Source organism: Paenibacillus sp. NRS-1760 (genome assembly GCF_050467785.1).
Classification (GTDB): domain Bacteria; phylum Bacillota; class Bacilli; order Paenibacillales; family Paenibacillaceae; genus Pristimantibacillus.
In genome coordinates, this window is record NZ_JBITPK010000007.1 from 182100 (window position 1) to 200273 (window position 18174).

At 44.6% G+C, this 18174-nt stretch carries 18 protein-coding genes; 3 read left to right on the forward strand and 15 right to left on the reverse strand.

Annotated elements, in window-relative coordinates:
* Positions 1-19: 19 nt before the first annotated feature.
* Positions 20-940 (reverse strand): phosphotransferase enzyme family protein, encoded by a 921-nt coding sequence (locus tag ACIFSR_RS04860; protein WP_430055374.1) that lies wholly within the window; start codon positions 938-940, stop codon positions 20-22.
* 210 nt (positions 941-1150) lie between these two features.
* Between ACIFSR_RS04860 and ACIFSR_RS04865 the strand changes: the two genes are divergently transcribed.
* Positions 1151-1990, forward strand: a complete 840-nt coding sequence (locus ACIFSR_RS04865; protein ID WP_430055376.1) for an ROK family protein — start codon at positions 1151-1153, stop codon at positions 1988-1990.
* 151 nt (positions 1991-2141) lie between these two features.
* Here ACIFSR_RS04865 and ACIFSR_RS04870 read toward each other — a convergent pair whose 3' ends face one another.
* The 11 genes from ACIFSR_RS04870 to ACIFSR_RS04920 form a co-directional block, all read right to left on the reverse strand.
* Positions 2142-2483 (reverse strand): DUF1801 domain-containing protein, encoded by a 342-nt coding sequence (locus ACIFSR_RS04870; protein WP_339206649.1) that lies wholly within the window; start codon positions 2481-2483, stop codon positions 2142-2144.
* A 91-nt stretch (positions 2484-2574) separates the two neighbouring features.
* Positions 2575-3009, reverse strand: a complete 435-nt coding sequence (locus tag ACIFSR_RS04875) for a YciI family protein (RefSeq protein ID WP_430055379.1) — start codon at positions 3007-3009, stop codon at positions 2575-2577.
* Between the two features lie 92 nt (positions 3010-3101).
* A complete protein-coding gene (locus ACIFSR_RS04880; protein ID WP_430055382.1) occupies positions 3102-4391 on the reverse strand; it encodes an RNA polymerase sigma factor in 1290 nt (429 codons plus the stop codon).
* Positions 4388-4822, reverse strand: coding sequence for a YciI family protein (locus ACIFSR_RS04885; RefSeq protein ID WP_430055385.1), 435 nt, complete (start codon positions 4820-4822; stop codon positions 4388-4390). The genes ACIFSR_RS04880 and ACIFSR_RS04885 overlap by 4 nt, the downstream gene beginning before the upstream one ends.
* A 373-nt stretch (positions 4823-5195) precedes the next feature.
* Positions 5196-5948 (reverse strand): aminoglycoside adenylyltransferase domain-containing protein, encoded by a 753-nt coding sequence (locus ACIFSR_RS04890; protein ID WP_430055388.1) that lies wholly within the window; start codon positions 5946-5948, stop codon positions 5196-5198.
* Between the two features lie 17 nt (positions 5949-5965).
* Entirely contained in the window at positions 5966-6214 is a 249-nt protein-coding gene (locus tag ACIFSR_RS04895; RefSeq protein WP_430055390.1) for a hypothetical protein, read from the reverse strand.
* Between the two features lie 229 nt (positions 6215-6443).
* Positions 6444-7493 carry a Gfo/Idh/MocA family protein gene (locus ACIFSR_RS04900; RefSeq protein WP_339206640.1) on the reverse strand — a complete coding sequence of 350 codons (1050 nt, stop codon included), beginning with the start codon at positions 7491-7493 and terminating at the stop codon, positions 6444-6446.
* Entirely contained in the window at positions 7490-8242 is a 753-nt protein-coding gene (locus tag ACIFSR_RS04905) for a ThuA domain-containing protein (protein ID WP_339206639.1), read from the reverse strand. Before ACIFSR_RS04905 ends, ACIFSR_RS04900 begins: the two co-directional genes overlap by 4 nt.
* A gap of 24 nt (positions 8243-8266) precedes the next feature.
* Positions 8267-9859 (reverse strand): extracellular solute-binding protein, encoded by a 1593-nt coding sequence (locus ACIFSR_RS04910; RefSeq protein ID WP_430055393.1) that lies wholly within the window; start codon positions 9857-9859, stop codon positions 8267-8269.
* A 45-nt stretch (positions 9860-9904) separates the two neighbouring features.
* A complete protein-coding gene (locus ACIFSR_RS04915; RefSeq protein ID WP_430056181.1) occupies positions 9905-10810 on the reverse strand; it encodes a carbohydrate ABC transporter permease in 906 nt (301 codons plus the stop codon).
* A 27-nt stretch (positions 10811-10837) separates the two neighbouring features.
* On the reverse strand, positions 10838-11746 hold the full coding sequence (locus tag ACIFSR_RS04920) for an ABC transporter permease (RefSeq protein ID WP_339209492.1): 909 nt from the start codon (positions 11744-11746) through the stop codon (positions 10838-10840).
* A 342-nt stretch (positions 11747-12088) separates the two neighbouring features.
* Between ACIFSR_RS04920 and ACIFSR_RS04925 the strand changes: the two genes are divergently transcribed.
* Positions 12089-13816, forward strand: coding sequence for a sensor histidine kinase (locus ACIFSR_RS04925; protein WP_430055396.1), 1728 nt, complete (start codon positions 12089-12091; stop codon positions 13814-13816).
* Between the two features lie 15 nt (positions 13817-13831).
* Positions 13832-15439, forward strand: coding sequence for a response regulator transcription factor (locus ACIFSR_RS04930; RefSeq protein ID WP_430055399.1), 1608 nt, complete (start codon positions 13832-13834; stop codon positions 15437-15439).
* A 130-nt stretch (positions 15440-15569) separates the two neighbouring features.
* Here the strand turns inward: ACIFSR_RS04930 and ACIFSR_RS04935 are convergent, their stop codons facing one another.
* Genes ACIFSR_RS04935 through ACIFSR_RS04945 form a run of 3 tightly spaced genes read right to left on the reverse strand, consistent with a single transcriptional unit; the run spans position 15570 to position 18173 of the window.
* Positions 15570-15932, reverse strand: a complete 363-nt coding sequence (locus ACIFSR_RS04935) for a response regulator (RefSeq protein WP_430055402.1) — start codon at positions 15930-15932, stop codon at positions 15570-15572.
* Positions 15925-17634 carry an ATP-binding response regulator gene (locus ACIFSR_RS04940; RefSeq protein ID WP_430055405.1) on the reverse strand — a complete coding sequence of 570 codons (1710 nt, stop codon included), beginning with the start codon at positions 17632-17634 and terminating at the stop codon, positions 15925-15927. Before ACIFSR_RS04940 ends, ACIFSR_RS04935 begins: the two co-directional genes overlap by 8 nt.
* Before the next feature lie 8 nt (positions 17635-17642).
* Positions 17643-18173: a heme NO-binding domain-containing protein gene (locus ACIFSR_RS04945; RefSeq protein WP_339209491.1), complete on the reverse strand. Its 531-nt coding sequence runs from the start codon at positions 18171-18173 to the stop codon at positions 17643-17645.
* Position 18174: the final 1 nt, after the last annotated feature.

Sequence of the window (18174 nt, forward strand, 5' to 3'; positions counted from 1 at the left end):
CTCCGCTCAGCTAACCCTTTTACAAAAAGTGATCATACTCTATTCGCATTCTATATAAATTGATGATTCGAACTTGTTCCTCACTTAATTGTTCATGATTCCAATACATATGCATCAGGTTGTATTCAAACAGTTGTTTCAATTTCAAAAAAAGCGGCAATGTGTCAACCATCTCCGGAGATAGATCGTGCTCTTCTCTATACCCTTCAAGGAGAGCTGCCGTAATGGACTGTCGATAGTCCTTGATGTTCCCTCCGCCTGAGAATGAGTATTCCATAGCAGAATAGATGGGCACAGCTAAATCAAAAATATTAAAATGTTTTTCACAATCTTGGAAATCAATCATCGTAATTTCAGAGCCGTCCACTAAGATGTTTTCTAGCCATAAATCACCGTGGATCAGTCCGTAGTTTGAATTGTTTTTAGGTAAACCCTTGATCTTTGTTAAAAGATGATCCGCCATTTCTCGTATGTCTGTTTCTTCCTTCGGGATATGTGTGAGAAAATCATATTCCTTGTTTTCATACCAATCCTTAAGATGTGCCGTAGACTCACGATAGGATTGGGTTACGCGATGCATCTTACCTATTTGTTTTCCAACCTTTTTAAGTACGGATTTGTTCCACTCCGACCGTGGCAAATGAATGCCCGCCGCAGCTTTATATACAACGGCTAGCTTTTCTTCATCCAGCATGATCTTTTCAATATATTGATGATTAGAAGAGTGGACTGCTTCAGAAGCGCCAACGCCTTGATGGCATAAAAAATTCGTCCAGCTCACTTCTTCTGACTGCTCTTGATAGGTTTTATAGTTCGTTATTCGAACAAAAAGGGTGCCCTCCTTTGCAAGACAACGATAGATTTCATTGGTTACCGTTTCCACCTTATAACAACCAATAGAATAAGCTTCCTTAAGTAATTTCAATATTTGTTCTTCCATATTTGTATCCGCCTCGTTATAAATAATTATCTAAACCACTTCTTTAGATTACCACTTATAAACATCAGGCTCCGATAAAATACAATTATACTTGTTCTTGGCATGGCCGAAATACTCTTATTGCAGCTATTTTCTATAATTTATATAATATGGATATGTTTTAGAGATAGTAGACTTCTTACTCTACCCTATACTAGGAGTGACTATGATATGAATTCATATGTTGGCATCGAAATAGACGGCGGTCAGATGTATATGATGGCGAATACGCCGAATGGCTATCTAGAGCATATATTTCCTATCGCCAGAGATTGCTCGTTGCTCGAGCTGCAGCAGGAGGTCGAAGCTTTTGTAGCCAAGCTGACTTATACACCAAGCGGCATCGGCATGGGTATGCCGGGACTCGTTGTAGGTACGGATAAAGTAGAGCTAAGTCATGTTTTACCTGTGTTAAACGGAGCTACAGCAGATATGTTTACGACAGCAGCAGGCATTCCTGTAGCATTCATTAACGACGTTAAGGCTGCGACGATGGCCGAGGCTGCTCATTATCAGGACAACCATACCGTTGCGGTCATTATGTCTGATGCCTTCATCGCAGCAGGTGTAGTCGCCTCAGGCGAATTGCTGCTTGGTGCGAAGGGCTGGAGCGGTGAGCTCGGCTATATGATCCTTACCGTGAATGGCAAGCCAGCACTGCTCGATACTCTCGCCAGTGGTTACGCGATTACGAACCAAGCCGGCATAGATGATGCGGCAGTGCGTGAGCGGCTAGAAGCAGGCGATTCGCAGGTGACTGCGCTTGTACGCCAAGCAGGGCAATATTTTGGCTACGCTTTAACTAACCTGCTTCATCTGTATAATCCCGATGTCATCGTGATTGGCGGCAGCACTCCGACATATAAGGGCTATATGGAAGCTGCCAAGGCTGCTCTTGAAGAACATGCGCTGCCTGAATTGTTAAAGTGCTGTAATCTAACAGAACCTAAGATTCATAACCGGGTCATCGCATTTGGCGCTAGAGAGTGGATAAGGAAGCTTACACAATAACCATATTTACGTAGCTTTATTTACTCATAAAGAACAGAAAAGCCGGACACCATTCGAGTGAATGGTGTCCGGTCTTCTTATAGCTGCTCCTTATGTTGCTTCCCGCAAAAAAGAGCACCAGCAAGGTGCTCTTCTCATTCAAAATACATTCTTATAGTGTCGAGGCGGCCTGGCCAACTAACGACGTCAATTGATCATAATCAACTGCATTCCCCTGTTTAAGCTTAATGGTTTTCCGTTCAGGAGGACCGTCAAACAATGGCTCCGGAAACGATAGCTCACTTGCGTTAAAGATCGTAAAGCTCACCGCATCCTTCGAAGTGGAAATAACGGCAGCGTATTTTCCATTTTTCAAAAAATGAGGTTTCTTATACTGAATGCGCTCCTGAACGTCTGGGATAGCTCCATGAACAAGCTTGCGCAGCTCAGAACTCAGCTCCACTTGCCAAGGCTCTTTTATCGCTGCGATAAAATCTGTTACTTCTTGATTCATTTGATATTTCTCCTTTGTAATTGAAATTCTACCTGACTCTATCATTACGTCGAACGAGTATTAACAAAATCGACAGCTTCATAAAAAAAACTCAGCTTTTATTTAGAATGTCGATTTGGTCTCTCAAATCCGCTTCCAGTGCCATCATTCTTGAGCCTTGCAGCAATTTCGTATCTTCAAGAAGCAGGCGCAGCTCAATTTCACCCTCGCCGCCGTAGGCTGGATTTGGCATAAGCATCGCAAATGCAATGGCTTCTTCCTCCGATTTCACATCAATCAGCGTATATCCCGCTATTATTCCTTTTACCTCCGCAAAAGGACCGACTACAACATTCGGCTTCTCTCCGTATTCGGAATACGTGATCCGCAGTCCGCTCGAGCTGGGCTGCAGACCTTCAGCAGCTAAGAGCACACCTGCCTCAGCAAGAGAATCATTGAACGAAGCCATCTCATCCATAAGCTGTCGATCGGGCTTCACACCAGCTTCAGATTGCTTGGTTGCTTTAACAATCAACATATATCGCATGTATATTTCCTCCTTATCGCTTGAGAACGGGGCGATTTCAAACCATCCTCTACTTCAGCAACGAATGGGGAGCTTCATAATCGACATAATCGTTATTTTTCATGACCTTCATTTTCTTTATCCGCTTCTAAAGACAAGCACTCGGCAGCACGATTCAGCAGAAGCTCGCGCTCGCGAGCGTTACGTGTCAACGAAGCAGCACGCTCAAATTCTGTGCGCGCCTCATCCATACGGCCCAATTTAACCAGAAGATCACCGCGGACGCTCGGCAGCAAATGATAGTCTTTTAATGATGCTGCGGATGTGAGCTCATCAACAATTTGAAGGCCGAACGCTGGACCGAAAGCCATTGCAATCGCTACCGCCCGATTTAATTCTACGATAGGGGACGGCATGACGCGCGACAAAGCTTCATATAAAGCGGCAATACGCGCCCAATCGGTCTCCGATGCCATCCGAGCTTTAGCATGGCACGCAGTAATCGCAGCTTGAAGCGCGTAAGGACCAAGCGGACGGCCGAGCTTTTGCGCTCGCTCAAGAGCAGTTAAGCCTCGGCGGATGAGCAGCTGATCCCATAAACTGCGGTTTTGATCCATCAGAAGAATCGGTTCGCCCGCAGCATTTACCCGTGTTTTGAAGCGTGACGATTGGATTTCCATTAAAGCAACCAAACCATGCACTTCAGGCTCGGCGGGTGCAATTTCCGCCAGGATACGTCCTAGCCTTAGCGCTTCCTGGCAGAGCAGCGGTCGAAACCAGCTGCCGCCGGATGTCGCCGTATACCCCTCATTAAACATTAAATAGATCACTTCGAGTACAGTAGAGAGTCGTTCCTTGAGCTCATCGCCTACAGGAACCTCGAAACCAACCCGCAAGCTGCTTAACGTACGTTTCGCTCGAACAATCCGCTGTGCAATAGTCGACTCTGCAACAAGATAAGCATGTGCGATTTCATCCGTGGTAAGTCCTCCAAGCAAGCGCAGCGTCAAAGCTACTCTCGCCTCCTGAGATAGAGCAGGATGACATGTTGTGAAAATCAAGCGCAGGAGATCATCTCCGACCTCTCCATCCATCGCTATATGAATATCTTCCTCGGTATATAAGACCGTTCCTCGTCCAAACTCTTCATATTTCTGGTCGCGCAGCTTGCTCCTCCTAATCATATCAATCGCACGGCGTTTCGCTGCAGTCATAAGCCATGCTCCTGGATTATCCGGAATTCCGCTTTCCGACCACTTCTCTAGTGCAATAATAAGCGCATCCTGTGCAAGGTCTTCCGCAAGGCCGACGTCGCGAACCATCCGCGCCAGCCCGGCTATAAGCTTGGCTGATTCAATACGCCAGATGGCATCAATTGTACGATGGACTGCAGACTGGCTCACGATTTTTTAGGCCTCTCCATCTGTTCTCGAAGCGCGGCTTCCAAAGCCAGCGTTTCCGGATTTTGAGTCAAATCCATCGCATCAAGCACCTGCCTTAGCTCGATTTCACCCTCGCCATTACCATGGGGATCTGGCATCCTCATCGCCCATTCAATGGCTTCTTCCCTAGAATTAACTTCAATAAGCGTATACCCCGCTATAATTTCTTTGGCCTCAGTGAATGGACCGTCTATTACTTTCGGTTTTTCACCGGGATTTGGATAAGAAATGCGTATGCCGTTCGAGCTTGCTTGGAGCCCGTCCGCTGCGAGCAGTACGCCAGCCTTAGCCAATTCTTCATTGTAACGAAGCATCGCTTCGAGAAGCTCCTGACTTGGCATAACGCCTGCCTCGGAATCTTTAGTGCCTTTGACGATCATCATAAATCGCATATGTATTCCCTCCTGATTTTATAATCGAGTCTCTATTATTGTTTTTACTCAGCCGATAATTTCGTCCTTATTTAAACGACGAATAGCATTTTTCAAATTCGACTTAGCGAGTTAAAATGCTGTCTATTAATTGCTCATGTTGTCCCGCTCCAGCTCATATCCGTTATTTATTCTTCATCAATAAATAAAACTCCTTTATGAAGCAAGCGTAGTGTGTACGTCATGAAGCAAAATAAAAACCTCTATGTCCGCCGCCCTCTGCAAAAGAGAAGAAGCGAGGCAAATAGAGGCTTTCGTATTCGTTAAGTAATTTTATGCTTTTAACAATTAATCACATCAACAGTTTAAGTGGATGCTCTGCTTTCCATCTCACTTAAATTAATGCCTTTATTTCACGCAGCATACCACCTGCAAATGCCGTTAAGAGCTCACGATCAAACGTTTGTTTCCCTGTAACTCCGGCGTACTCGTCTAGGCACTTTCCAATCAAGTCCTGATACTCTGTTGGAAGAGCTTTGACGCCCCATTCTCCCCCTTCTTTTTTGGACGATATATTCCCTTCTCTCAGGTAGAACAGCACTCTACACAGGTTCAAGGTAATATACATCGGTTGATCCATAATGTCTTCCGAAGCCCCTTTAATATCATGATAAATGGACGCTAGAAAATACGTTTTATCGATAGGCTCATACAACTCATTAAGCGGCTTGCCATATAAGGTAATTCCGCGATAATAAGCGACAACCAGCTGCGATGCAAAATCATGATCCTCGTACCCGCCGCAAACATAGTTTTCGTCTGAGCGATATCTCTCCTTGTGGAAGTCAGAATAATGCATTTCACAGGGCGTAGGATAGACGAAGGAACTCAGGTGCGATTCCAGAACCACACTAAACTCCATACCTCTAGCATTTGGCATTTCATCATCCAGCGCCAACACTAACCTAGCCATCCTTTTTTTGTTTTCCTCGGTCAGACTCTCTTTGATCACAACGATAAAATCGATATCGCTTCTTTGGGGATGAAAGCATCCCATAGCCAATGATCCGTGTAAATAAATGCCCGACAACTTGTCGCCGAGCTCCCCTTTAAACAAAGAAACGATTTTATCCAAGTACAGCTGCATGCTTTTGCCTCCCCAACTCATCTGTCCGCATTATTAAATCTAAACACCATTTTATGACCGTCAAATGTCATGCCAACCGCTTCTTCAAAATGGTTCTTTGTGTAGCTTGATACTGTTTTTCTCCAAAATTTTTGCCCTGTTATATTTTGCTCCATCGGGTTTGTAAAGAGCTCCCACTGGCCTTTGAACCTCTCAAATACTTGCGTCGCTGCCTTTTGTGCAACACCTTTCCCTCTGAATGGCTGCAATAGAAAGAAATCATTCACAAAATAATCGACCCCTTTTGCACACTTCTATTCTCATCATCTATCCCACTCTCAATCTTTAATTTTAAAAGAAGCTATATTTCAAACTTATACCAGTATGTAGCTGCAAGCAAGGTACAGTTTGATTTTAACTAATCTACACGTTTTTTCGGTGCAGCCTCTTCTAGAAACAAAAAAAACGGTTCAGCAAAGACTAAAATCGTCTTCACTGAACCGGAACAAATTAAACTTAGAGCTGTACGGTTGCTTTCGTTTCACTTGCCTTAATAATAGCATCTAAAATCTCTTGATTGCGGTACCCATCCATAAAGCCGGCAATGCCATCCGGAACGCTTCCCTCAAGCAATGCCGTAAAATCAGCATACTGCGTCACTTTACAACTTGCAGGAACCTCGACAACCACTCGCGCAAGCTGACCAGGAGCCTCCTCACGAATCCAAACCAACTCATTCGGATTTAGCGTTGAAGCATGAAGCGTGCCTAAATCTCCATATATGGATACTTCGTGCTGATTGCCCGATCCAATCGCATTGCGAGTCGTTTGGAAGACGCCCATAATACCACCCTCCATACGAGCCTGGAAGCTTGCAAAGTCATCCACCTCGATGGTAACCATGTTGCCGCTCGCTGGATCTTGCCGCTGCGGAATAATGGTATGCAGCTGTGCCGACAGCTCTTCGAATTCCCCAAATAGAAACCGTGCCATATCGATCATATGCGAGCCCAAATCGCCAAGCGTCCCCGTGCCGGTAATATCTTTGTTAAAACGCCAAATATAAGGGACATTATTTGGCGCTGCGCCCCATCCCTGCAAATATTGGACACTAAAGCTGCGAACCGTTCCGATTTCACCCTCGCGCACAAGCTGCCGTACGTATCGGAATGCAGGTGTATAGCGGTAGGTGAACGCCATCATTGCTGGAATCGGCTGCTGTTCATACAACTCAAGTAGTGACTCAGCTTCCTCAAACATGCGGGTAAAAGGTTTCTCCGCCATGAATGGCTTTCGTGCTTGCAGGCAAGCCCGGATAATGTCCGCATGGACATTGTTCGGCGTAACGGACACTACGGCATCCACATCATTATCCTCAATCAGATGGTTATAGTCCAAGTAACGCTTGCCCTCAGCAACATCAAGCTGGTCACCCACCTTGGCTAACGCTTCTTCATACACATCGCTTACCGCAATAATGTCAAAGCGGCCTTCCGCTTTCATCCACCGAATATGCTCTTGAGCCATTCCGCCTAAACCAATCAAGCCGATACGGAATTTTCTCATATTTCGGTTACCTCTCTCGAGTAAGGCTTGGATTTAATAGGCTCCAGCGGAGCTGCATTGCCATAAACAGGCTCAGCCGTTTGACTTGGCACTGCCCATCGCACGCCGTTCTCGATTACCTTCTGGATTTCTTTATTGTAATAGGTCGGATAGGTCTCATGCCCCGGACGGAAGTAAAAGACTTTCCCTTGTCCGCGGTGGTAAGTAACGCCGCTGCGGAACACTTCGCCGCCTTCAAACCAAGAAACAAACACCAGCTGGTCTGGAGTCGGAATATTAAAATGCTCACCGTACATCTCTTCCTGCTGCAGCTCGATGTATTCGCCAAGGCCTGAAGCAATTGGATGAGCCGGGTCAATGACCCAAATCCGTTCCTTTTCATCCGCCTCGCGCCATTTCAGCTGTCCTGTCGGTGTGCCAAGCAGCTTGCTGAAAATTTTCGAAGCGTGCCCTGAATGCAGAACGATAAGCCCCATTCCTTTCAGCACCCGCTGGTACACCTTGTCGACGATCCTGTCCTCGACCTCATGATGCGCCAAATGCCCCCACCAAATTAATACATCCGTCTGATTCAATACCTGCTCCGTTAGTCCATGCTCCGGCTCATCGAGCGTAGCTGTTCCGACTTCAAAGCCTGCTTTCGTCAGGAAGTCTGCAATTGCGCCATGAATGCCGTTCGGATAAATGCCACCTACAACCGGATTGTTTTTCTCATGACGATTTTCATTCCATACCGTTACTCTCACCATTACGTACTAGCTCCTTTACAACAGTTACTTAACACTTGTATAACGTTTATAGGCATCACTGCGAATCTCAACCAAACGTTCTAGTCCCATGCCGTTCAGCTGTTTAATATACGCGTCCCATTCTTGATCGATGTTTCCTTTTATAATCCATTTTGCACGGTTCGTTTTGACGTAGCTGTCAATATCCGTAGTAAGCGTTGGAAGCTCCTTGAATTCTTCTACGTTGTACATAACATTCGGGAATGGCGTCGTTACATATTCACTTACGAGCTTGTCGATTGCCAGTTTCAGCCCGTCTCCTGTCGTTTCATCCAAAACGATATTTTTCTCAAAGCTTGGGCTTACATATTTTGGACCAAAATCACGGACCGATTGATCCCAGTACCAAGCATCCGCGCTTGTGCCTTCTGGAGGATTCATCAGCGCATAGCTGCCATCGCCTTTTTTATCAATAACGGTTCCGATTGCGCCCCAGAAATTTTGAATACTTGCTTCATTTGTGTAGAACTGATCCGCCCAGCGCGCAGCGACTTCCGGATTTTCACTGAATGTCGTAATCAGCATTTCATTGCGTCTTAAGCTTAATCCAACAGGATCTCCGGTTTGATAACGCTTGCCATCTGGTCCAGCAATGGACGGAATAGCTGCATATTCATCCTTCCACTTTCCGAAGACAGCATCCGGTATCCATTGATTCGAGAAGCCGATCATAGCTGCATCTGGATTTTGCTGTTTAGCAGAAGACATGGTATTGTCCTGGGTGAACAGCTCCTGATCGATCAACCCTTCTGAATACAATTTATGCGTCCATTTCAGCGCTTCTTTATATTCGTTCGAAGTCGGATAGAAAACGGGCTCGCCGTCCTTGAGCATCATGCTGTTACCGTTCAAATCTGTTATGCCAAATGGGTTTAGAAAATCCATGCTAATATCTACCGAGCCGCTAAAAGGAATTTCATCCGCTTTCCCGTTTTGGTTCGGATCCTTTTCTTTGAATGCTTTGAACACATTGTACAAATCTTCAATATTATTAGGAACTTCAAGGCCGAGACGATCGAGCCACGCTTTATTGATTACAGGCTGCATCGTCGATAGAGGACGTGATGGCAGCCTAGCAGGCAAAGAGTAAATTTTGCCGTCTGGGAATGTGCTGATTTGCTTCAGCTCTGGCGTTTCGTCCATTGCCGCTTTCAAGTTCGGCATATATTTGTCGATATAGTCATCGAGCGGGCGGAAATAGCTTAAGTTGTTGACGATATCGGAATCCGAGAAGGCATTGTCTCCAAAAATAATATCAGGAAGCTTGCCGCTCGCCAGCATGATCGATTTTTGCTCGCCCCAGTCATTGGAGGACATGACCTGCCAGTTTATTTTAACGTTCGTTGCTTTTTCAAGGTCCTGCAGCCATTTATTATTTTTGAATGTATCTCCCATATTGCCCCAGCGCACAGTCAACACATCCAGTGTGATTGGCGCCGTTACGATCGGCAGCCCTTCTGAGCTAAATTCGGAGCCTGCTTGGGCAGGTTCCTTCTCCGTTTTGCCAGAAGCGCAGCCTATAAGACTGATTAACATGCTTAAGCTTAGAACTAGTGCAATGAACAATTTTTTCTTCATTTGAAAGATCCCCCTAGTACTTATTGTGAATGGCAAATGGCTAAATTACTTCACAGCGCCAATCATCACCCCCTGATTGAAATACTTTTGAACGAATGGATACATACACATGATTGGAAGCGTCGAGACGATAATAACGGAATAGCGCATTAGGTTCGCTAGTCGCAGGGCAATAAGCGCCGCTTCGCCTGTTCCCATGCTTGACTGCATTTGATTCGTAATTAATATGTTCCTAAGCACAAGCTGCAAGGGATACAAATCCTGATCCTTTAAGTAAATGAGTGCATTAAAATAGGAATTCCAGTAGCCGACCGCCGTCCATAAGGCCAAAACAGACAAAATGGCTTTTGACAGCGGCAGCACGATTTGCACATAATACTTCAGGTTGCCGCAGCCATCAAGCTGCGCGGCTTCCCACAAATCGCCGGGAATGCTGGACTGGAAAAACGTACGTGCCACAATGATATTAAACACGGCAACAGAGAAAGGCAGTACCATAACTAGAAAAGTGTCATACAAATGAAAGTCGCGGATCGTCAAAAATGTAGGAATGAGACCACCATTAAAAAACATCGTGAATATAAAAAATATATTGATGCTCTTGCGGCCTACAAGATCTTTTCTGGAAAGCGCATAGGCTGCCGAAACATTGATCGCCAAGCTAATGATCGTCCCTATTACGGTATACAGGAGCGTATTTCGGTAGCCAATCCATATGTTAGAATGATTCAATAATTCCTTATAGCCATCGAGCGTAAAGCCTTTTGGCAAAACCCACATTTGACCGTTAGCGACGGCGGCAGGATCACTGAATGATGCGATGACGATAAAATAAATCGGATAAACGATTAGGATCAGCATCACAATCGCAAACAAATATAGCAACCATTCCATGGCGTCGAAGGAACGCCTTTTTTGTTTATGCAAAGCCGGTTGTGCTGCGGTTTCCATTGTGCTCATCCGTATCCTTCCTTTCTGTTACCACAGGCTGTTTTCGCTGTATTTTTTGGCTGCCTGATTAACTAGAATCAGTAATATAAAGCTAATGATCGTATTAAACAGATTGATCGCCGAGGAGAAGCTGTACTGGCTGCTTAGCATCCCGATTTTATATACATAGGTAGCAATAACCTCGCTGGAGGAAATGTTCAAATTATTTTGCATCAAATAAACCTTTTCAAATCCGACACCGAGCAGTCCGCCAATTCGAAGGATCAGCAATGTGATGGCCGTTGGGAGCAGCATCGGAATATCAATGAAACGTATTCTTTGCCAGCGGCTTGCCCCATCCACCTTCGCTGCTTCATAAAGGCTTGGATCAACAGCGGATAACGCCGCAATGAAGATAATGCTGTCCCAGCCAGCATGCTGCCAAACATCCGTCCATACGTAAACGCTGGTAAACCATTCCGCTGAGCCCATCAAGTTAGGAGCCTCAGCCCCAAACAAACGAAAGATATTGCCTATTAGCCCGGTGCTCGGTGAGGATAAAATGAGGATGAGACCCACCATTACAACGGTAGAAATAAAATGCGGCATATAGGTTACCGTCTGAAATACTTGCTTAAACCGGTTCACTCGCATTTGATTAATCATCAGCGCGAGCATAATCGGTATTGGAAAAGTAGCTATGCTATAGAAGCTAATAATCAACGTGTTTTTAATTGTGCTGGAAAATTGATAGGAGTTGAAAAACTTCTCAAAGTACTTGAACCCTGCCCAAGGACTGTCCATAATTCCGAGAGCGGGACTGTAATCTTTAAAAGCAATCAGCACCCCATACATCGGCTTATAAGAAAAAAGCAGAAGCAGCACGACTGCTGGCAGCAGCAAAACATACAAGCCCCAATTCTTTCTTATCCGGCCAATCGTTTGCTGCATATTCATGTTTAATTGGCTGGTCTTCAATGAAATTCCCCCATCCTTCATTCGTCTGCGTCCATGTTGTTTCGTCACACTCTCTCTTGCCTCTTTATTATAAAGGCTGCTTTGAGAACAATTCGGACTATTCTAAATCGCTATTCGGACTTTTCATCCCATTCATCTAACGGTTTGGCAGCAGGATGCTAGAAATTAAAAAAAGACTGACACTATCCAGACTTTCTTGCGTTTTTTTCGGACTTTCATGTGAAAACGGGCTAGACCCGCCTCTCATTCTACTGCGTTTGCATTATAATTGGTTTTACTAGCAGACAGAAAGCCCGAAAAGAGAGGAAGCTAATGAGACCTATGACAAAACGCAAACCCGGCAAATCCTATCCGATTAGGCACTACGTAAAAGTGATGCTATTGATTTTAGTCTCTGTATTAGTACTGGATTGCATTATTAGTATCGTCGCTATTTCCATGGTCAAGCAGCAAACGACACGGTATTTGCAAAACACCGCGAATATGTACATTAATCAAATCAATCTTGATTTCTCCAATATTAATCAATACATGGGCTGGACGCTCGCAAACGATGAAAACGTAAAAAAGATGAAGCAATTTCGCTCCACCGATAACGAATTTATTAAAGCAAATACAGAGCTGTACAGGCGTTTCTCCGAGCTCCAAAAAAATTACGAGAAAAAATATAATTTCTTCATCTATTTAGAAGATCAAAAATACTTTTTAAATTCCTCACCAACCAATGTGTTGTACCCTGATTATTTATCATTAAAAAAACAAATCGCATCCTATGTACAAGATAAAAATTCGCTTGAAACCTATTATTCCAACTGGTCGCTTATCCAGTTGAATGCGAAATATTTTATCATTAATATCGTGCCGTTTCATGAAAGCTACCTGATTTGTCTTATTTCTGCTGATGAACTGATTGGTCCGCTTCAGCAAATGGATCTTGGGGGCAACGGGTTTGTATCCTTAATCGATCATACCGGCAATGTCATCAATAATCTGTCGACGGATAAGGGCACTGAGGTCCGTAACAACGAGCAAAAGAAAACGCTGCTAGGCATGATCCAGACCACAACAACTGTCAGCAAACCATTTGCAAATGCAACCTTTGGCGTGAAAATGTTCATCAAATTTGGCGCGTTTGAGAAAATTATGATTGCCCAGCTGCTCATTATGCTCCTTGCTGCAATTGTTGCCTGCGCCCTATGCGGCATCATGGTTTATTTCAATATCCTGATTTTAAGACCGCTCAAAAACTTTTCATTCAGCCTGACGCAGTTTAATGAAGACAGCAAACCGCTCGATCTCAAGATGAACAAAATCGTTGAACTCGAATATGCCAATAAGCTGTTCAAAAACCTGCTGGAGCAAATTCGAATTTTCAAAATCGATATTTATGAGCATGAAATTGAAAAACAAAAAATTCAGCTCGATTATATGAAGTTACAGATCAAGCCTCACTTTTTTTTGAATTGCTTAACCAACATTCACAGCATGGCTCAAATGCAAATGTTCGAGGAAATTCAAAGCATGGCCATTTCAACGTCCAACTATTTTCGTTATATTTTTCAAAATGGGGAAGATTTCGTGAAGCTGGACGATGAGATTGATCATGTTCGCATTTATTTGGAAATTCAAAAACATCGTTACAGAGATGCCTTCTCCTATCATATTCATCAAGGCCAAGATACGGGCAAGATGAGAATTCCGCCGCTTGTGCTTCAGACCTTCATCGAAAATTCAGTGAAATATGCGGTCTCGCGTGTACATGAGGTTCAAATTAGGCTGGATGTTGATGTGGAGAGGGAATCCGAGGAAGAGGTTGCTGTTATTCGTATATCCGATACCGGCCCTGGGTTTGACCCGGATATATTGGAAAGGCTTGAAAGTGGACAGCCGCTTGATCAAGCAAACGGGAATCACATCGGCATAATGAACACGATACAACGTTTGGAATACTTATATCACCGCAAGGCTAAAATTCATTTTTCCAATATTGACGCTGGAGGGGCTTGCGTGACGATATACCTTCCTCATCCTACGCAGGATACACCGTGAAAGGAGTAACAACGAATGAATGTACTGCTTGTAGATGACGACTATTTTGTTGTGACCGCACTAGAGAAAAAGGTGAATTGGCAGGCATTATCGATTGATCATGTCTATACTGCTTTTAATATCGCCCACGCGCAGGAGTTGCTCAAGCAGCATCCGATTCACATTTTACTTTGCGACATCGAAATGCCGCAGGGCAGCGGGCTTGAGCTGCTCGCTTGGATCCGTGAAGAGAAATACAATATTCAGACCATATTTCTGACCAATTATGCTGATTTCAACTACGCGCAAAAAGCGATCGAGCTGCAAAGCTTTGATTATTTTCTAAAACCAATTGAATTCGACAAGCTGACGCTAATTATTCAGAAAGCCATCTTCAAAGCCAACGAACAGCAGGGCGTCGCCAAGGCGGTTCAAGAAGGCTACTACTGGCAAAAAAATCAGAAAAACGTGCAGGAGCATTTCTGGCGCAAGCTCGTGACGGGGAAAACAACCTATTCTACCCCCTCCAACATTTCCTATTTGATTGCTGAGCAGAATCTCCCTTACGCCTTAACAGACTTGGTACTGCCTGTCCTTATTCATGTATTTCCTCACGAGGAAAGCCTAGAAAAAAAAGACAAGGATTTATTTGATTTTGCGCTTATGAATGTGCTGCATGAGTTGTTCCAGAATAAACGTTTTACAGTCGAATCGATATTGGAGTTCAAGGAGTCCAATTGGATGGCGATACTGAAATGGAAGGACATTCCCGACAGTGGAATCATTGAAAGCATTTGCGCTACCTTCATTCAAAGAGCAAGTACATTTCTCAAATGTGATGCAAGCTGCAATATAGCAAGCACCGGAAAACTGGAGGCCATCCATCACGTCATGAAGGAACTGCTTAGCATGAATGAGAAGATCATTAAATATCGCAATCAAACCTTTTTGCTGGAGCATTTCAATCAGCAAGAAACTTCTTATATACCGCCTGACTTAATGCTTTTGGAGCAGCTGCTGGAGCAAAATAAACCAAGCTCCTTTCTTGCGGAAACGAGCTCATATTTGCACAATATAACCCAAAAGCAAATGCTGAATGCTTCTGTGCTGAGTTTGTTTCGGCTGGATATCGTTCAGCTTGTTTATGCGTATCTCAAGAGCAAAGAAATTCAAGCACATAAAATGTATACGGGAAGAACTAATGACCAAATGTTTATGCAATCATTGAACTCCATAGAGGATATGGAGAACTATCTTCAATATTTGGTGAATACGGCGACAGAGTACCGGAATTTCACGGAGCAGCCCAAGTCCGTCGTAGAAGAAATCAAGCAGCATATTCACAGCCATTGCGGAGATGAGCTGTCCAGAACGAGTCTGGCGGAAACCGTCTATCTTAATCCTGATTATTTGGCTCGATTGTTTAAGAAAGAAACGGGCATTTCATTAGGGAATTATATCATTCAAGTGCGCATCAAAGCCGCCAAGCATTTGCTCGAAACCACACAGTTGTCGGTCAATACTATTGCCAGCAAAACCGGATACACGAACTACTCTTATTTTACCAAGCTGTTCAAGCAGGAGATCGGCTGTACGCCTAATGAGTTTAGGAAAATGCAAAATGAAAAAAGATCTACTAAATAAAAAAAATAAATCTAAAATATAGATCTATTTTCGCTAAATAAGTCTTACTCGCAAAAATAGATCTAGATAATAGATTTATCACCTCAAACCATTCAATGGGAGCTTTATATCATTAAAGTGGCCGATACACTCATGTTAAGAAACTTTGAATCTTCTCAAGCAGCCTATTCCATTCGATAGGCTTTGTATCAAAATCATCGCATCCCGCTTCAAAGGCTTTATCCCGATCACTTGCCATCGCATGGGCAGTCAAGGCGATAATCGGAATATGATTGGTCCCCTCAGCTGCCTTCAGTTCCCTTGTAGCGTCCCAGCCGTCAATGACGGGCAAGCTCATATCCATCAAGATGAGATTAGGCGACTCTGACTTTGCCATCTCTATCCCTTGCAGGCCATCTGATGCCATGACCACTTGATAGCCTTTGCGGATCAAGCGGCGCGACAACATATCCCGGTTCATCTCGTTGTCTTCAACCAACAAAATTTTATACATGTTCTCCCCCCTCTGCGAGCGAGAGCGCAATCAAATGGCGTACCTCATGCAAGAGAGCCTTGCGATCCAGATGCCCCTTTTGCACGATGTTCTCTACACAGCCATTAAGCCTCCGTCGATCTTCTTCCGTTATACTCTTTGCTGTTATAACGACAACCGGTATCGACCGCCATTCCTCGTGCTCACGCATCGCCGCAACAAACTCAAAGCCATCCATTTCCGGCATCATGAGATCTAATAAAATTAAATGAGGCGCTTCTTCTTGCATGCGCTGCAGTGCATGATGTCCATTGCCAGCCCTTGATACGCGGTAGCCTTCCCGCTTCAGCAGCTTTGTCATCATATCACTTGTCACCACATCGTCTTCGATGACCAGTACAGAATGCGACTGGCGCTCAGGTATATACTTATCTAATGTGGAGATCAATCGCTCCCGATAAATTGGCTTGGTTAGAAATTCTGACGCGCCAAGCGCATAAGCCAAATGCTGCTCGTCCATCATGGAAATCATCACAACAGGAATGTGCGCAAGCTCAGAATCATTTTTGAATGCTGCCAGTACGTTCCAACCGTCCATTCCGGGCATGAGCACATCAAGCGCAATGACAGCTGGCTTCAACGTCTTCGCTAAGCGGACACCCTCTTGCCCGGATGGGGCCAGCTGTACGTTCCACTCCTCATTCCCTAAATAATACTGCATTAGCCGAAGCATAGCTGGATCATCGTCGATGACGAGAATCGTTCTAGCCCCTTCCATGGGAAAGCTTTCATCACTATGTATTAAGGCACTTAGTTGTTCAGAATCTGCATTCTCCAGCAAGGGAAGCCAGATAGTGAAAGTAGTACCTTCCCCTACTATGCTGCTCGCGCTGATGTTGCCTCCCATCATATAGCATAGGCTTTGGCTAATGGCGAGCCCCAAGCCGGTACCGCCATATTTTTTGGTTGTCGACGAATCCGCTTGTTTAAACGCTTGGAAAATTTGATCCATCTGCTCCGCAGTCATCCCGATGCCAGTATCTTGTACCCGGAATACAATGCCAGGCAGTCCCGCCTCACTCTCAAATTCCACTTGCAGCGTTACTGTTCCATCCTTCGTGAACTTGCTTGCGTTGCTGAGCAAATTAAATAGGATTTGACGGAGCTTTGTTATGTCGGTTTTGATCGAGCCTTCCGTGCATTCTACCTTGATCTGGTTCTTATTCACTTCCATTAGCGGATGTACGGTCGTTACAATGTCATGAATAATGCTCGGAATATCACATTGTTCCAAGTATAATTCCATTTTGCCTGCTTCGATTTTGGACAAGTCGAGTATATCGTTTATGAGTGTGAGCAAATGCCTGCCGGCATTATTAATCTTGTTAAGATCATCGGCCAGAGCAGGTTCGCCCATCTCTTCCATGTCTTCCTTCAGCATTTCGCTATAACCGATAATTGCGTTCAGAGGAGTCCGCAATTCATGGCTCATGCTCGCAAGAAATTGGCTTTTGATTTGACTGGCTTCCACTGCTTCATCGCGGGCTTTGGACAGCTCAAGCGTCCGTTCTTTCACAAGCACCTCCAGCTGATCATTTAATTGCCTCAGCTCTTGGTTAACATAATAGATCTCACGAGTTTTTTCCTCGGCAATCTTCTCGGCAGCTTGGCGAGCCTTCTTCTCCCGCTCAAGCTGCCTGCGGACGACATCAATATCATTCATGGCATGGTTCACCCCACTTGGGTTAATTCAAAACGGGCAGACGTTCCATCTGCCAAATCGATTCTTTTCACATCTATTGCTTCTCCATAGTGCGCCACGCAGCCTAGAATAAGTCCTTCAGCCAAATCAGCGAACGGCCGTGAAGAGTTGTACGTCATAATCAAAGTACCCGGTATAGAAGTGTCATATTGAAACGCTGGAAGCTCCGCTCCAGGATAAAGCTTGCGCACTTCTACATGGATATAGCTGTCGACCTTCTGCAAAAACTCAAATACGGTGCTATTCTCCACCATAAAGTCAGGATGCATATCTAGCAGCTGGCCAAATAAATATTCGCCAAATGTTCGAATGAGGTCAGGCACAGGGATCTGGGTTCGAGCGTTAAGCTCCACGATCAATTTAATCATCTCATGGTGGTCATATGTGCCAACCGTTGTATAGCTTCCTCCTGAAGGCAGCTCTGCAGCTTCAATAATTTCATCTACCAGCTTCAGGGAAAACTTGTTTTCTACCATTTCCAAAAAAGATGTGAACACCATT